The following is a 15,283-nucleotide window of genomic DNA, read 5'->3' on the forward strand; positions in this document are numbered from 1 at the left end:
CCTCGCGGTGACCCTGACCGGTGCCGCGATACACCTCATCGAGGAACGTCCATGCCACACGCTAATACTTCCGTCAGCATTCTGGGCCTTGGTGCAATGGGCGGCGTGCTGGCGCGCACGCTGATGCAAGCGGGCTGCGCAGTAACCGTATGGAATCGCAACGCCGAGCGCGCAACGCCTCTGGTCGAGGCAGGCGCTACCCTGGCCGGCGACGTGCAAACAGCGCTACTGGCCAGTGACCTGACAATCATCTGCATGATCGACAAGCTGGCTTGCGAGACCGTGCTGCACAGCCTTGGCCCAAGCTTGGACCTGGGCGCCAGGACGATCGTCAACATGAGCACCGGCACGGTCGAGGATGTCGTTCGCCTCGCCGGCTGGGCAGACGAACACAACGCGCGGTACCTGGACGCTGGCATCCTCTGCTACCCCAAGGACATTGGCGCTGCGAAGACGGCCATTCTGTATTCCGGCAGTCCAGAGGCCTGGCACAGCCATCAGCCTACCCTGAAGATTCTGGCCGGCAACCCGCGTTACCTGGGCGCTGACCCGAAATCCTGCACTCCCGCGTATCTGGCGCTGTATGCGTTTTACTTCGGCGCATTCGCGGCGTGGCTCGAAGGCGCAGTGCTGGCAGCGTCCGCCGGGGTTTCGGTGGACGCCTTCAAGCACCTGTCTTCCATCATGACCGACATGCTGGTGGACGGTATCGCCACCGCCGCCGATCGAATCACCCATGACAACTACAGCGGGGAACAGGCATCGGTCGATGTCCATGTCGCCGGCCAAGAGGTGGTGCTCGATGCGCTGACAAGCGCCAATGTGCCGCACGCCAGCACCGATGCGTATCTGGCCTACTGCCGGATGGCCCAGGCCGCGGGCATGGGCGAGCAGGACATCGCCGCACTCTACAAAGCCATGCACCCTGAACATCGCCCCGCCTGAGAGCACTTGATCATGACGACTGCAACTAAACGCGTGGCCATCATCGGCCTGGACACCTTCGGCAGCAGCATTGCCCGCACGCTGGCGCAGCAAGGTTTTGACGTCTCCGGGCTGGATCCGCTGCGTAACAACCTGGTAGCGCCCTGCGAAGGCTTCACCCTGCTGCGCAACCTCGAACAGGCGGTCGACAGCAGCGACATCGTGATCACCTGCTTTCCTGACCAGTTGCTGATGAACGCACGTCTGTGCAGTCCTGAAACGACTTTTGGCCTGCACGGCAAGGCGCTGATCAGTTTCAATACCTCGCAGAGCCGCCCCGCCTCCTCGGCGCGCTCGATGGGTGAGTGGGCCCGCAGTGAGCACATCGACTATCTGGAAATCAGCCTGACCGGCCATGCCGATGACATTGGCCAGAGCGGCTGCGAACTGGTCTGCGCCGGGCCACGACGGGTCTATGAAAAACTCAAGCCCCTGTGCCACAGCCTGGGCGCGTCCCTTACCTACCTGGGCAGCGACTGCGCCGCCCCCCTTGAATATCGCGCGGCGGCTCATACCGATCCTGACGTCGGGCAGGCACTCGCGCCATAGGGACTGGACCGGCCGACACCGCGGCACCGACCTCTGCTCAGGCAGCGAAAAAAACTCACCTCAACGGTGAGTTTTTTTATGGAATTCGCTTTACGGTCACTTGACCTAGGTCAAGCGACCGTATTTAATCGGTCACACGACCTAGTTAAGCGCCACGCGATTTCCAAGGTCCTGCGTGCAAACGTGATTCCTACCTGAAAGACCAACAAAAACAGGGCTCCGCATGCCGGGCCCGAAAGGTCAGGAGATAAAAAAAATGAGGTCCAAGACCCGTTCTGCAAATGCTGTCTCGCCGTATTTGAACGCCTGCTTCACTGCGGTTTTTTGTCCACCCGCCTGCCCCGGCGCGGCGTCGCTAAGCGATACCTCACCGGCGCGCGCAATCCCCCGGCCTGCCCAAGCCAATGCATCGAATCTTGAATAGTTTCGATGCGGATATCTCCTTTCGATTGCGCCTTGCTGCGCGATCCATTTGCGTGATTATCGCCGTGAGGGCTGCATGATGGGACTGATGGACACAACACCAATAACCTGCGACGACAAGATTTTCTCCACAGCCGAGATCCTTGCCGCGGCAAACGTCACCGGCTGTGACGAGCAGCAGCTCAGTCAATGCCTGGCGACGGGCGATCTCACCCTCGCCGACCTGTACAACCCGCAGAGCAGAATCTCGCTCAATCAACATGCGCGGATTCATGCCGCCTTCAATCGCAGCGCCAACAATCCCCTGCTGGGCCTGGAAGTGGGCAAGCGCCTGCACCTGACTTCCTACGGGATTGTCGGCTTCGCCCTGCTCAGCAGCGCCACCCTGCGTGAAGCCCTGGCTGTGGCTGAGCAGTTTGGCCTGTTGATGAATTTCAAGCTCGGGCTGCACATCAATGATGATGACCAGACCACTCGCCTTGAACTCACTGATCATTACGGCCTGAGCAATGGCCAGGAAGGTTTCTGGTATTACCTGGAAATCTCCAAGCTGATGACGCTGCTGCAAGACATTCATGGGATGGGCTTCCAGTGCGAAGGCATCGACCTTTGCATCGACGCCACGCCACAGGAGCAAGCCCGGGTACGCACCAGCCTTGGCCTGGATGTGCGCTTCAACTGCGACCGCACCGCTATCCGCTTCGCCGACCATTGGCTCGATGCCAAGCTGGCTCAGGCCAACAGCATCACCCACGCCAGCTGCAAGGCGACCTGCCAGGCGCAGCTGCGCGAAGTCGTGCAGAAATACGACCTCAGCTATCGAGTACAGAATCTGTTGCTTCGCTCCGGGCACTGTATTGCCTCGCTGTCCGATATCGCCGACAGCCTGCACCTGTCGCCGCGCACCCTGCGCCGGCGCCTGGATGCGCTGGGCACCTCGTACAACGCCCTGCTGGTGGAAGTGCGCAAGAAGCTGGCGATTCGTTATCTGCTCAACACCCCGATGACCACCGAGGCTATCTCCGAGCAGTTGAACTACAGCGACGCGGCAAACTTCCGCCATGCCTTCAAGCGCTGGACCGGCCGCTCGCCTCGCGAATACCGGGTGCTCAACAACGGCGGCAAATACGCCTCACGTTTCGGCCATGGCAAGAGCGCCGGTGGGCAGCTGCAGCCGTCGCACGCACTGTGGGCTGAAAGAAGCATGGCGGCGGTCAGCTGACATGCGCCCCTGACAAGACCGCGCGGATGCCTGCATGACAACGCTCATCGCGCGGTTCCATCCACTCAAGCGTCACTCCCCTGCAAGGTACTCTTTGATGGACATGAAACTGGCCGGCAAGGTCGTGGTAATCACCGGTGCGAGCACCGGCCTTGGCCGCGGCATTGCCCTGAAACTGGCAGAAGAAGGCGCATGCCTGGTCATTGGCGATATCAGTGAGGCCAGCAACCCCAAGGGCTTCGATGAGCAGCCTGAACGGACCACCGCGCAACTGATCATCGAGCGTGGCGGGCAGGCGATCTTCCAGCACTGCGACGTAACCCGCAGTGCCGACCTGACGACACTGGTGCAAGCGGCGACCGAGCGATTCGGGCGCCTGGACATCATGATCAACAATGCCGGCGTTTATCGCGACGGTAAACTGATCCACGAGTTCAGCGAGCAAGAGCTGGACCTGTGCCTGAACGTCAACGTCAAAGGCTCGTTCTTCGGAGCGCAGGCCGCTATCAAAGCGTTTCTGAGTCAGGGGGGTGGCGGCAACATCATCAACCTGGTCTCCACCGCCGGCCTGCAAGGCCACCCATGGCAATCGGTCTACAACATCTCCAAGGGCGCACAGGCCAACCTGACCCGCTGCCTGGCGATCGAATATGGCCACCACGGCATCCGCGTCAACGGTATTTGCCCGACCTACGCCAAGACCGCCCTCACCCGCGCCCTGATGGAGCAACCCGGTTACGTCGATGACTTCGCCCAAACCATTCCGCTCAAGCGCTGGGGAGAGATCGAGGACGTCGCCGACCTGGCGGTGTTCCTGGCCTCGGACCGCTCCAGCTACATCCATGGCGCCCTGGTGCGCATCGATGGCGGCGAAACCCTGTCGCGTTATTCGGTATAGGGCTCAAGCCCGTCACAGCTCTTCCTCAAGCCTGCAATGGAACCGAACCTATGAGCATTTTCAAGCCGTTTACTTTCGACACCGTGGCCTCGATCTACTGCGAATGGGGCGCCGCTCGGAGGCTGGGCGAGATACTCGGCGCCTGGACCGAACGGCGTAATCTGCTCATCGTCACCGACAAGTTCCTGCACACCGCAGGCTTGCTCGACCCTGCCAAGACCTCGCTGCAAGAAGCCGGATTCAACATCAGTGTGTTCGATGACGTGGTGGCCGATCCGCCGGAAGCGGTGTTGCATCAGTGTGTCGATCAGGCCAGGGCAGTAGAGGCCGACATTGTCCTGGGCCTGGGCGGTGGCTCTTCAATGGACATCGCCAAGCTCGCGGCTGTCCTGATCCCGTCGAACCAGCCACTGTCCGAGCTGTACGGCATCGGCAAAGTCAAAGGCACGCGTTTGCCTTTGGTGCAGATTCCAACCACCGCCGGCACCGGCTCGGAAGTCACCAACATCACCATCCTGACCACCGGTGAGACCACAAAAATGGGCGTCGTCGCGTCCCAACTGTACGCCGACCAGGTCATCCTCGATGCCGAGCTGACCGTGGGCCTGCCGCCGCTGATAACGGCCGCGACCGGTATTGACGCGATGGTGCATGCCATCGAGGCCTACACCAGCCGCCATCGCAAGAATCCGATTTCCGATGCCCTCGCCCGCGAAGCGCTGAGGCTGCTGGCGAACAATCTGATCGCCGCCTGCGAAGACGGCAAGAACCGTCTGGCCCGCGAAGCCATGCTGCTGGGCGCGACGCTGGCCGGACAAGCGTTCGCCAACGCGCCGGTGGCGGCCGTGCACGCCCTGGCCTATCCGCTGGGTGGCCACTATCACATTCCCCATGGCCTATCCAATGCACTGATGCTCGGCCCGGTGCTGCGTTTCAACCTCAGCGCGGCGGCGCCGCTGTACGCCGAACTTGCAGACGTGCTGCTGGGCCCCGGCAACGCCACCATCACTTCGCGCGCGACCCGGTTCGTGGAGTTCATGGATGACTTGATGAACCGCTCCGGCGCACCCCGCCGCCTGCGTGATGTGAACGTCACTGAAGACAGCCTGGCACTGCTGGCCAAAGACGCCATGAAGCAGGAGCGCCTGCTGCAGAACAATCCGGTCGGGCTGCGCGAAGCCGACGCCCTGGCGCTCTACAAGAAAGCCTACTGAACCCACGCACATCGCCTCTGAACAACCGAGGCTCTTCACACGAGCCGCTTACAAGAAAGGAACCGATCATGCCGCACAACGCACACAACTCTTACGACATCGTCATTCTCGGTGCAGGCTTCGGTGGCCTGGGCATGGCCGCCCAGCTGAAAATGCAGGGCATCGAAAACTTCATCATCCTGGAGCGTGGTTCGCGCATCGGTGGCGTATGGCGCGACAATGCCTACCCTGGCGCGGCGTGCGACACCGAATCGCATCTGTACTGCTACAGCTTCTACCCTCACCTGCGTGTGAGCAAAATGTACGCTGATCGCCAGGAGCTACTGGGCTATATGGACGCCATGGCCGAGCACTACGACCTGATGCAGCACATCAAGCTCGAAAGCGAACTGACCCAGGCCCGCTGGGATGAATCGCTGCAGCAATGGGGCTTCGAACTTGCCGATGGCGAGCGGTTGCAAGGGCGCTTCTTCGTCCCGGCATGGGGCCAGTTGAACAAGCCGGCCATCCCACGATTCAAAGGCCTGGACAGCTTCGCCGGGCAGTACTTCCATTCGGCCCAGTGGCCAGATGACGCACAGCTGGCGGGTAAAAAGGTCGCCAGCATCGGTGCTGCGGCCAGTGCCGTGCAATATGTCCCCGAGGTTGCGAAGCAAGCCGCGCACCTGACCGTTTTCCAGCGCAGCGCCAACTGGATCATGCCGCGCAACCAGATCATCTTCTCCGAGGATCAACTTGACGCCTACAGCGCCGAACCTGATCTGTTCCACGAGAGCCGCCGGCAGTTGCATGCGTTTCGCGAAAATGGTTTTGCCCGTACTCGCCACGGCACCGACGCTCAACAGGAAGGCATCAAGATGGCCAGCGGTCACCTGGCCGCGCAAGTACCGGATCTGGGGTTGCGCGCCAAGTTGACGCCTGATTACGAATTCGCCTGCAAGCGCATCCTGCGTTCCGACGATTATTACCCGGCGCTGATGCGTAGCAACGTAAGCCTTGAGACAGCGGCCGTCGACCATTTCGTAGCCGAAGGCATCGTCGACAAAAACGGTACGCTGCACGCGTTCGATGTGGTGATTTTCGGCACCGGTTTTGAAAGCCAGGCATTCCAGGGCGACCTGCAGGTGCTCGGCCTCGATGGCCGCACCCTGCACGACCGCTGGCAGCAAGGCGCCGAGGCCTATCTGGGAATGACCGTACCCGGCTTCCCCAATATGTTCATGATCTACGGGCCGAACACCAACCTGAACCACAACTCGATCATCACCATGCTGGAGATCCAGCAGCGCTATATCATCCAGGCCGTGCAGACCGTGGCCGCACAGGCAATCGACGTCAAGCAGGAGGCGTTCGACGCTTACAACGACGCGCTGCAAACCAACATGCAGTCTTCGGCCTTCTCTTCGGACTGCTCCAGTTGGTACAAAAATGCTGCCGGCAAGGTCATTAACAACTGGTCAGGTACCGTTGACGAATACCGCGCACTGGCCAGCCACTGGCGAGCAGAGGATTACGAGGTGTTGGACGTTCGTAGCGAGGTCAGCGCATGACCGAAGCCATCGCACTGGAACAGGTCGCCGCCGATGCGGTAGACCTGGTCCGTGCGTTCCGGGCCAGCGGCGCAGTCTCATTCCAGGACGTGCCATTGACCGACGCACGGGCCAATTACCTCAAGGCTTGCGCTGCCAACGGCGTTGCCGCGCAAGCCGTGGCAGAGGTGCGCACCCTCGACTACCCGGTCGCACAGGGCACAGCCACGCTACGCCTCTATCGGCCGATGGGCTGCAGCCCCGCCACCCGCACCCCGGTGGTGGTATTCATCCACGGTGGCGGTTGGGTCATCGGTGATCTGCAAAGCCATGACAGCCTCTGTCGCAGCCTGGCCAACCAGTCGGCAGTCAGTGTAGTCGCGGTCAACTATCGCCTGGCCCCGGAGCAGCGCTTTCCGGTGCCGCTGGACGATTGCCTGGCGGCGGTTCGATTCATTCGAGACAACGCCAGCGATCTGCACCTGGACCTGGGCAATGCGGTGATCGCGGGTGACAGCGCCGGCGGCAACATGGCCACGGTGCTGGCCAATCACCCCGCGTATCAGGTACAGGATGTTGTCTTCAAGGCCCAGGTGCTGTTCTACCCGGTGACCGACCTGACCGCCAGCCACCCTTCATACCAGCGCATCACCCAAGGCTTCCCGCTGACAGCGGCGTCGATGCACTGGTTCAGGGAGCAATATGTGCCGGCCGGTGCGGACCTCAGCGATGCCCGGCTGTCACCCCTGTTGCACGCTGAAGGCCGTGTGCAACCGGACTTGTTCATGCTCACCGTGGGTCATGACCCTCTGGCCGACGAAGGCATTGCCTATGCTGCGGCCGCCGCTCGCGCCGGTACCGCGGTGGTTCATCAGCATCTGCCCCGTCATGCTCATGGCCTGCTGACCAGCGCCGGCAAGATCGAAACCGGCCGCCTGCTGATCACACGGGCAGCGCAGTTCATTGCCCAGCGAGTGGCGGTCTCGGACTGAGACAATCGCGCGACGGCTGCGGCCGCCGCGCGTTCCGATCAGGGCTGGACCACCTGCGCACCGCCCACCGATGACCTGCCAACCAGGCCCAATACAAGTGCCGCCGCAAACCCCAATGGCAGATGATTGACCCACCACTGATCGCTACCGGTCATCACCGCGTAATTGTCAATCATCAGCACGAACGCTAGCAGCATACTCAGCCCGCCAAGCAAAGGCGCCACCGCCGTGCTCCAAAGTGATTCCCCTCGGCGGTGGCGACTGAAATAGCGCAGCACCGCAAAGCTGGTCAGGCACTGCAACAGCACGATCCCCAGCACTCCCATGCCGAACAGGGCAACCCCCATCTGCAGATACGGATGCTGCCCGGCCGCGACGAAGCAAAGGGTGACCCCCGCCACCAGCGCCAGCTGGACCACTGTGCCATTGAACGGCGAATGGTATGTGGGATGGGTCTTGCCCATCCACGCTGGCAGGACGCCGCTGCGCGCCAGTGAAAAGTGATACCGCGCCGCACTCATGTGCAGCGCCAGAAAGCCGGCAAACAGGCTGGTGATCACCAACACTTGCATGATCTGAGTCGCCAGGCTGCCAACGTACTGGTTATTGATGATGAACAGGAAAGAGGCCGGATCAGCCGCTGCCGCTTCCCTGGCATGTTCCACACCGACCGCGGACACCATGGCCCAGGTTGTCGTCAGGTAAAAAATCGCAATCAGGCCAATCGCGATGTAGGTCGCCCGTGAAACGGTGCGCCGCGCATCGCGGGCTTCCTCGCCGTAAATCACCGTTGCCTCGAAGCCGATGAACGAGCCAAGGCCAAGAATCAGGCTCAACCCGGCACCGCTGCCCAGCACCAGGTGAGGGTTGAATACTTCCAGCGAAAAGCCGTGAAAGCCCTTGTCCCACAGCACCGCCAGATCGAAGGCAAACAGGCTGACCACTTCAAGCACCAACGCCACTGCCAGTACCTTGGCGCTGGCGCCGACATCCAGGTAACCGAGGATCAGCGTCGCACTGAGCCATAGCATGCCCAACCATTGCCAGCCGACATCGATACCGGTCAGGTCCTTGAGCACCAGGCTGCTGAAAAACGACAGGCTGCCAAAGGTACCGATCGTGATTGCGTTATAGGTGATCACCGCCAGCCAGGCAGCGACGCGCCCTGCCTTGGCGCCAAAGCCTGCGCTGATATAGGCGTAGAACGCGCCAGCATTGGTGATGCGCTGGCTCATCTTCAGATACCCCACGGCGAATACCGAAAAGATCAGTGCCGCGACGATATACGTGCCCGGGGTACCGGCGCCGGTGCCCAGGGCAATGGACAGCGTGGTCAGCGAAACCACAATGCCCATGGGGGCGACAGCGGCGAGTACCAGCAGCACCAGATCCCTGGTATCCAGGGTATCGCGCTTGAGTGAATGGGCAGCAGGTTGCGACATGGTTTGGGCCTCGAAAAACAAGAGCAAGAGGGACAGATTCGGGCCAAGGCTAGCGCCACAGCGCCCCCTCGCAACAGGTTGCCAACGGCCAATGTGTGCAGCGCTGATCGCCCCCCACGCCGCATTTTTCCAACGCAGGGGAACTGTCCTTTTTGCACCTGTTAACGCCCGCAGCGGGTTCTTAGACTCTCGCCGTGACACTCAAGACAAGGGGCATGCCTGCTCCTGACACCCTGCTTGCCGATGGAGGCGACCCAATGCGATTCAACAACAAAATAGCCATTGTGACCGGTTCAAGTTCAGGTAACGGTCGCGCCATAGCCTTGGCGCTGGCCGCCGAAGGTGCCCGCCTGGTGTGCTCGGACCTGACCAGCAGCGCCCGCCCGGAAGGCTTCGAAACCGACCTGCACATCGACACTGACCAGCTGATTCGTGACAAGGGCGGCGAGGCTATTTTCGTCAAGGCCAACGTCGCCCTTTACACTGAAATGGAAGCGCTGGTACAGGCGGCCGTCGAGCGCTTCGGGCGCCTGGATATCATGATCAACAACGCCGGCGTAGCGGTTGAGCTCAAGACTATCGTCGAGGAAACCGAGGCTGACTACGACCTGACCATGAACGTCAACACCAAGGGCACATGGCTTGGCTGCAAGTTTGCGATCACGCAAATGATGAAGCAGGAAGTGAGCGACACCGGCACCCGAGGAAAAATCGTCAACATCTCTTCCATAGGCGGGCTGGTAGGTCTGGCGCAAGAGGCCTCCTACTGTGCGTCCAAAGGCGCGGTGAACAACCTGACCCGCCAACTGGCCGTGGATTTTGCCGCTCACAAGATCAACGTCAATGCGGTATGCCCGGGTTTCCTTGCCACGGCGATGGTGCGTCAGGAGCTGGACGATCCCGAGATCAAGACGCTGCTGGAAAACCTCACTCCCTGGCCGCGCATCGGCAACGTCAATGATGTCGCCAAGGCCGTGACTTTTCTGGCCTGCGAAGACGCGCAGTGGATGACCGGCTCGCTGCTGACGGTGGATGGCGCCTACACCGCACAATAATCGGCAGACGAAAAAAAGCGGCGCTGCCAGGGCAGCGCCGCTTTTTCGTGCGTCTCAATCAGCCTTCGGCAGCGTCGTTGACCGCCTGGCGGGCCGCCCGCTCGGTGGCAGCGACAAAACCGTCGATATCCGCCTCGGTCATCACCGTCGACAGGAACGCCTTGCCGGTCTTGGCGATGTGATAGCCCTCCAGCACCAGATTGCGTTGCAGGCGCGTGACCCACTTGGACTCTTGCTTGCTGGAATAGCCGCTGCGGTAATCGCTGATCTCGCGCTGATGACCGAACACCATGAACATCGAGGAGAAACCCGTCACCTGACCGGGGAAACCGGCCTTGGCGAAGGCCTGGGTAACGCCGGCGCGCAACCGGTCGCCCAACACATCCATACGATCGGACTCAGCCTGGGTATACAGGTCCAGGGCAATCTTGCCCGCGGTCATGGTGATCGGATTCGCGGTGAACGTGCCGCTCCATGGCAGCAGCGGCTTGCCTTCGCGGTGATCGAACACCTGCATGAACTTGCGCAGCCCGACCACGGCGCCTACCGGGAAGCCACCGCCGATGATCTTCGCCAACACGGTCAGGTCAGGCTTGATATTGAAACGTGTCTGCGCCCCGCCGCTGTGTACCCGGAAGGTGATGACTTCGTCCAGGATGAACACCGCGCCGATGTCAGTCGACACCCGACGGATCATCTCGATGAAGGCCTGCGTTACCGGAACGAAACCGAAATAGCTGGGGGCCGGATCGATGAGAATCGCAGCGATGGCCTCGCGATTGGCAAGAATGATTCGCTCGGCGGCCTCGACATCATTGAACGGGATCACCACCACGTCATTCTTGACGCCTTCAGGCACGCCTTTGGAATAGCCGATGGATTTGGGGTCATCGCCCCAGTTTTCCGGTGACGAATCGAGGCTGACCTCGGCGTAGTCGTAGGAGCCGTGATACACGCCTTCACATTTGACGATCTTCGAGCGGCCGGTGAGTGCCCGCGCCGCCTTGATCGCGCACATCACCGCTTCCGAACCCGAGTTGGAGAAGCGTATCCACTCGAACCCCTCGGCGCGTGCACAGACGGTTTCGGCCAGGGCTACTTCAGGTTCGGTCGGCAAGGTGAAGGCGGTGCCTTTGGTGACCTGCTCCTGGATCGCCGCAACGATCGCCGGATGGGCATGACCGTGGATCAGCGAGGCGAAGTTGTTCAACAGGTCCAGCCGACGGGTGCCGTCGACATCGGTCACGTAAGCGCCCGAGCCACTGCCGGCATACACCGGAAACGGTTCCTGCCACGGCAGGATTCGGGTGATACCGCCCGGCATGACCTTGGTCGCTCGGTCATAAAGGGCTTTGGACTGGCTGTGGTTTTCAGGCCATTTTGCGGCAGACATAGGTGAATTCCTTGAAACGGGCAGACCGGGTTTAAACAGGGGATGGAAAAATCACAGGTGACGCTTGAACCATTCGACGGCAGCGCCGCTGGACGCCTGGAACTCGCTCAGGTACGGATCGAAGTGACCGCAGTCCAGCAGCACCAGGTGCTTGGGTTGCAATGCTTTTTCATACGCTTTGAGTGCCGCATCGGGGACCGTAACGGTGTCCTTGAGCGCCACGATCAACTGCAGCGGCGTAGGGCTGATGCGGTCGATGGCATAGCCAGGCTCGTATTCGTTGAGCAGTTCGATGCTTTTGAGCGTGACCTCATTGCGCCAGGCCGGTGCAACGCTGTCGCCGCTTTGGGTGAAGAAATCGAAGCAGTCCTGGCCAGGCAAGGCACAGTCGGCCTTGGGGTCCACGGCTACCACATCCATCAGCAGCGGCTGTTCGCCGGCATAACGGGCGGCCCGATCGGCCTCGAAGGCTTCGATCAGGCCCGGCATCAGGTCGGGGCGCACCGCCATGCGCACGTCGGCCGAGCCACTGATGGCTGGCACCTGGGACGACACGCACTTGACCCGGCGATCGAAGGCCGCCACTTGCAGCACATGGCCGCCGCTGTAGCTCGAGCCCCAAACCCCGATGCGGGCAGGGTCGATGATGTCCAGGCTGCTGACGTAAGTGATTGCATCGCGGTAATCGCGCACCTGCAATTGCGGGTCGGCCTCCTGACGCGGCAGGCCTTGGCTGGCACCGAAGTTACGATTGTCATAGACCAGCACCGCGAACCCCTGCTGCGCGAACACTTCGGCGTAACGGTCCAGGTACTGCTCCTTGACCGCAGTGAACCCGTGGGCCATGACGATTGCCGGGTGTCGTCCGCTGTCGCCGGCCGGTAGATAAAGCCAGCCTTTCAAGGTCAGGCCGTCGGTTGTCTTGAAGCTGATATCGCTGCGCATGAACATCTCCTGCCAATGGCGGGACCGATCGTCACGACGGTCCTGTTTCAGCGGATGTTGCCGCTGTCCACGGGGAGCGCACAGGTTCGCGGTGGCCAAACTTCTGTGCGCGCCAGCCAATGACGATGCTGGCCGTCAAAGCCTAGATATTTGGCCTGCATCCACCTGTTGAGCCGCTATCGCCAGCCCTAATATCGGTTCATGCCTTGCGTCACTGCGCAACCGGCACAGCGTCCCATACGACTGGAGAACCTCATGCTTGCTACCCAGACTCAATCCAAGAACGAAACGCTTGTGAAGCTGCGCGAAGTCGCCGCAGGTACCGCACCGGACATCGTCAAACGCATCATCGATGAGGACGGTGGGGTCATCATCAAGGGGCTGTTCAGCGCCCAGGTTGACCGCTTCAACGCCGAGATGGACCCTATCGTCGCCACCTGGACGTCAGGCAACACCGGACCTGACTGGATGCAGGAGTTCGCCGGCAAGAAGACCAAGCGTGTGACCCAGTTGATCCGCCGCAGCAAGACCTTCCGTGAGGAGATGCTGGACCACGAGATTCTGCTGTCCTATATCGACACCATGATGCTGGAGACCAGTGACGCCTACTGGATGAACGCCGCCCAGATCATCGAGATCCAGCCGACAGAAAAACTCCAATACCTGCATCGCGACCTGGAGAACTACCCGGTGTTTCGCAGCCTCGGCCCGGCCGGCCCGGAAGTGATGTGCAACTGCCTGGTGGCACTGTCGGAATACACCGAAGAAATGGGCGCCACGCGCATCATTCCCGGCAGCCAGAGCTGGCCTGACTTCAACGACCGCGAGCGCATCGAAAATACCCCGACCATCCCTGTCGTCATGGAAAAAGGCGATGCCTTTCTCTACTCCGGCAAAGTCGTGCACGGCGGCGGCGCCAACGTGTCAGATCGGCCGCGTCGTGCGCTGGCCCTGGCCTTCTGCCCAGGCTGGCTGGTGCCTGAAGAGGCCTATCCCTTCGCTGTGCCGCTGGAGATGGCGCGCACCTTGAGCAAGCGCGGCCAGCAGCTGACCGGTTTCCGTTCCCAGCACAACCAGAAACTGGGCGGTGGGACCTTGTGGAGCCTGGATTACGTCGAACTGGCCAAGGTGCTGGAACTGGACTGATCACAAGCCCCCCCTCCAATCATCCAGTGAAGGACCCACGATGCCAGGCTCGAATGATTCATTAGCGGCAAAGGACGTGCGCTTTCAGCTTCATTCCTATACCGATGCGCGAGCACACGAGGAAAAAGGGCCGCTGATCATCGAGCGTGGCGAGGGGGTCTTCGTCATCGATGAGCATGGCAGGCGCTACCTTGAAGCGATGTCCGGACTCTGGAGCGTGGCATTGGGCTTCAGCGAGCAGCGGCTGGTGGACGCTGCCTGCCGCCAGCTGCAGGCCCTGCCCTTCTACCACACCTTCGGCCATAAATCGCACGCGCCCAGCATCGCGCTGGCCGAGCGTTTGATCGAACTGGCACCGGTACCCATGAGTAAGGTGTATTTCACCAACTCGGGTTCGGAAGCCAACGATGTGCTGATCAAGTTGATCTGGTATCGCAACAACGCCATCGGCCAGCCCAAGCGCAAGAAAATCATCAGCCGCCTGGGCGCTTATCACGGCGTGACCGCCTTGAGTGCGAGCCTGACCGGGTTGCCGAGCGTGCATAAGGGTTTTGATTTGCCGTTACCCGGTTTCCTGCATGTGGGAAATCCGCATTTTTACCGGCACGGCCGGCCGGGGGAAAACGAGGAACAGTTCGTCGAACGTTTGGCAGCAGAACTCCAAGCGTTGATCCTGAGCGAAGGTCCCGAGACCATCGCTGCTTTTGTCGCCGAACCGCTGATGGGTGCCGGTGGCGTGATCGTTCCGCCGCCGAGCTATTGGCAGCGGATTGAACAGGTGTGTCGCCGGCACGACGTGCTGATAGTCGCCGACGAAGTCATCTGCGGGTTTGGCCGCACCGGCAGACGTTTCGGTTGCGAAACCTTCGGCATCACTCCAGATGCAATGATCCTCTCCAAGCAGCTGTCATCGTCCTACCAGCCCATTGCCGCCGTGCTGATCAACGAGCAGCTGTATAGCGCGGTTGCCGACCAGAGCCACGCCTTGGGCGTGCTGGGCACCGGCTTTACCGGCAGCGGCCATCCGGTTGCCAGCGCTGTCGCACTGGCCAATATCAACATCATCGAGCAGGACCGCCTGATCGAGCACGCCGCGCTGATGGGACAGCGCCTGCACGCGGGGCTGCAACGACTCGCCAGCTCGCCGCTGGTGGGTCAGGTGCGCGGCTGTGGCCTGATTGCCGGGGTCGAGTTGGTGATCGACAAACCCACCAAGGCGCCCCTGGGCACTCTGGGACAGCTAGGCAAATACTTCACCGAGCGCGCACAACACAACGGGCTGATCGTGCGGGGGATCGGGGACAGCATCGCGTTGTGCCCACCGCTGATCATCAGCGCGGACGAGATCGACCTGTTGCTGGAGCGATTTCAGCGCACGCTCGACGAAACGCTCGACTGGGCCCGAAAACAACAAGGATTTGCGTGCACCGCTTAGTCAGCGGGTCTGCGCTGGCCTCCCCCATCCCCCATTTCCCCTTCTTCCGTGCACCG

At 61.2% G+C, this 15,283-nt stretch carries 13 protein-coding genes; 10 read left to right on the plus strand and 3 right to left on the minus strand.

Features of this window, described 5'->3' with window-relative positions; genetic code table 11:
• The first annotated feature begins 51 nt into the window (after positions 1-51).
• The 7 genes from ACI2KS_RS19860 (at position 52) to ACI2KS_RS19890 (ending at position 7,811) form a co-directional block, all read left to right on the plus strand.
• Complete coding sequence (locus ACI2KS_RS19860) at positions 52-945, plus strand: NAD(P)-dependent oxidoreductase (protein WP_404622697.1); 894 nt, start codon at positions 52-54, stop codon at positions 943-945.
• 12 nt (positions 946-957) lie between these two features.
• Positions 958-1,533, plus strand: coding sequence for an NAD(P)-binding domain-containing protein (locus ACI2KS_RS19865; RefSeq protein ID WP_404622698.1), 576 nt, complete (start codon positions 958-960; stop codon positions 1,531-1,533).
• 511 nt (positions 1,534-2,044) lie between these two features.
• Positions 2,045-3,178 carry an AraC family transcriptional regulator ligand-binding domain-containing protein gene (locus ACI2KS_RS19870; protein WP_404622699.1) on the plus strand — a complete coding sequence of 378 codons (1,134 nt, stop codon included), beginning with the start codon at positions 2,045-2,047 and terminating at the stop codon, positions 3,176-3,178.
• A gap of 97 nt (positions 3,179-3,275) precedes the next feature.
• Positions 3,276-4,076: an SDR family NAD(P)-dependent oxidoreductase gene (locus ACI2KS_RS19875; protein ID WP_404622700.1), complete on the plus strand. Its 801-nt coding sequence runs from the start codon at positions 3,276-3,278 to the stop codon at positions 4,074-4,076.
• Positions 4,077-4,126: 50 nt separating this feature from the next.
• Positions 4,127-5,290, plus strand: a complete 1,164-nt coding sequence (locus ACI2KS_RS19880; protein WP_404622701.1) for an iron-containing alcohol dehydrogenase — start codon at positions 4,127-4,129, stop codon at positions 5,288-5,290.
• Between the two features lie 68 nt (positions 5,291-5,358).
• Positions 5,359-6,840, plus strand: a complete 1,482-nt coding sequence (locus tag ACI2KS_RS19885; protein WP_404622703.1) for a flavin-containing monooxygenase — start codon at positions 5,359-5,361, stop codon at positions 6,838-6,840.
• Positions 6,837-7,811, plus strand: coding sequence for an alpha/beta hydrolase fold domain-containing protein (locus ACI2KS_RS19890; RefSeq protein WP_404622704.1), 975 nt, complete (start codon positions 6,837-6,839; stop codon positions 7,809-7,811). Before ACI2KS_RS19885 ends, ACI2KS_RS19890 begins: the two co-directional genes overlap by 4 nt.
• Positions 7,812-7,849: 38 nt before the next feature.
• On the opposite strand, the gene ACI2KS_RS19895 is transcribed toward ACI2KS_RS19890, so the two are convergent.
• The gene (locus ACI2KS_RS19895; RefSeq protein ID WP_404622705.1) at positions 7,850-9,253 is read right to left on the minus strand and encodes an APC family permease; all 1,404 of its coding nucleotides are present in this window, start codon (positions 9,251-9,253) and stop codon (positions 7,850-7,852) included.
• Positions 9,254-9,510: 257 nt separating this feature from the next.
• Here ACI2KS_RS19895 and ACI2KS_RS19900 point away from each other — a divergent pair, with 257 nt between their 5' ends.
• The gene (locus ACI2KS_RS19900; RefSeq protein WP_404622706.1) at positions 9,511-10,308 is read left to right on the plus strand and encodes an SDR family NAD(P)-dependent oxidoreductase; all 798 of its coding nucleotides are present in this window, start codon (positions 9,511-9,513) and stop codon (positions 10,306-10,308) included.
• 58 nt (positions 10,309-10,366) lie between these two features.
• Here ACI2KS_RS19900 and ACI2KS_RS19905 read toward each other — a convergent pair whose 3' ends face one another.
• Positions 10,367-11,701, minus strand: coding sequence for an aspartate aminotransferase family protein (locus ACI2KS_RS19905; protein ID WP_404622707.1), 1,335 nt, complete (start codon positions 11,699-11,701; stop codon positions 10,367-10,369).
• Between the two features lie 51 nt (positions 11,702-11,752).
• Entirely contained in the window at positions 11,753-12,646 is an 894-nt protein-coding gene (locus ACI2KS_RS19910; RefSeq protein ID WP_404622708.1) for an alpha/beta hydrolase, read from the minus strand.
• A gap of 255 nt (positions 12,647-12,901) precedes the next feature.
• Between ACI2KS_RS19910 and ACI2KS_RS19915 the strand changes: the two genes are divergently transcribed.
• Positions 12,902-13,792: a phytanoyl-CoA dioxygenase family protein gene (locus ACI2KS_RS19915; protein ID WP_404622709.1), complete on the plus strand. Its 891-nt coding sequence runs from the start codon at positions 12,902-12,904 to the stop codon at positions 13,790-13,792.
• A 40-nt stretch (positions 13,793-13,832) separates the two neighbouring features.
• Positions 13,833-15,227, plus strand: a complete 1,395-nt coding sequence (locus ACI2KS_RS19920; RefSeq protein ID WP_404622710.1) for an aspartate aminotransferase family protein — start codon at positions 13,833-13,835, stop codon at positions 15,225-15,227.
• Positions 15,228-15,283: the final 56 nt, after the last annotated feature.

The sequence above is a fragment of the Pseudomonas sp. NPDC087358 genome (assembly GCF_044900785.1).
In the GTDB taxonomy this organism is placed as follows: Bacteria; Pseudomonadota; Gammaproteobacteria; order Pseudomonadales; family Pseudomonadaceae; genus Aquipseudomonas.

Coding starts and splice junctions, on each gene's coding strand:
- ACI2KS_RS19895 (WP_404622705.1), bottom strand. CDS start 9,253: ATGTCGCAACCTGCTGCCCATTCACTCAAGCGCGATACCCTGGATACC.
- ACI2KS_RS19870 (WP_404622699.1), top strand. CDS start 2,045: ATGGACACAACACCAATAACCTGCGACGACAAGATTTTCTCCACAGCC.
- ACI2KS_RS19880 (WP_404622701.1), top strand. CDS start 4,127: ATGAGCATTTTCAAGCCGTTTACTTTCGACACCGTGGCCTCGATCTAC.
- ACI2KS_RS19865 (WP_404622698.1), top strand. CDS start 958: ATGACGACTGCAACTAAACGCGTGGCCATCATCGGCCTGGACACCTTC.
- ACI2KS_RS19875 (WP_404622700.1), top strand. CDS start 3,276: ATGGACATGAAACTGGCCGGCAAGGTCGTGGTAATCACCGGTGCGAGC.
- ACI2KS_RS19910 (WP_404622708.1), bottom strand. CDS start 12,646: ATGCGCAGCGATATCAGCTTCAAGACAACCGACGGCCTGACCTTGAAA.
- ACI2KS_RS19860 (WP_404622697.1), top strand. CDS start 52: ATGCCACACGCTAATACTTCCGTCAGCATTCTGGGCCTTGGTGCAATG.
- ACI2KS_RS19915 (WP_404622709.1), top strand. CDS start 12,902: ATGCTTGCTACCCAGACTCAATCCAAGAACGAAACGCTTGTGAAGCTG.
- ACI2KS_RS19900 (WP_404622706.1), top strand. CDS start 9,511: ATGCGATTCAACAACAAAATAGCCATTGTGACCGGTTCAAGTTCAGGT.
- ACI2KS_RS19890 (WP_404622704.1), top strand. CDS start 6,837: ATGACCGAAGCCATCGCACTGGAACAGGTCGCCGCCGATGCGGTAGAC.
- ACI2KS_RS19905 (WP_404622707.1), bottom strand. CDS start 11,701: ATGTCTGCCGCAAAATGGCCTGAAAACCACAGCCAGTCCAAAGCCCTT.
- ACI2KS_RS19920 (WP_404622710.1), top strand. CDS start 13,833: ATGCCAGGCTCGAATGATTCATTAGCGGCAAAGGACGTGCGCTTTCAG.
- ACI2KS_RS19885 (WP_404622703.1), top strand. CDS start 5,359: ATGCCGCACAACGCACACAACTCTTACGACATCGTCATTCTCGGTGCA.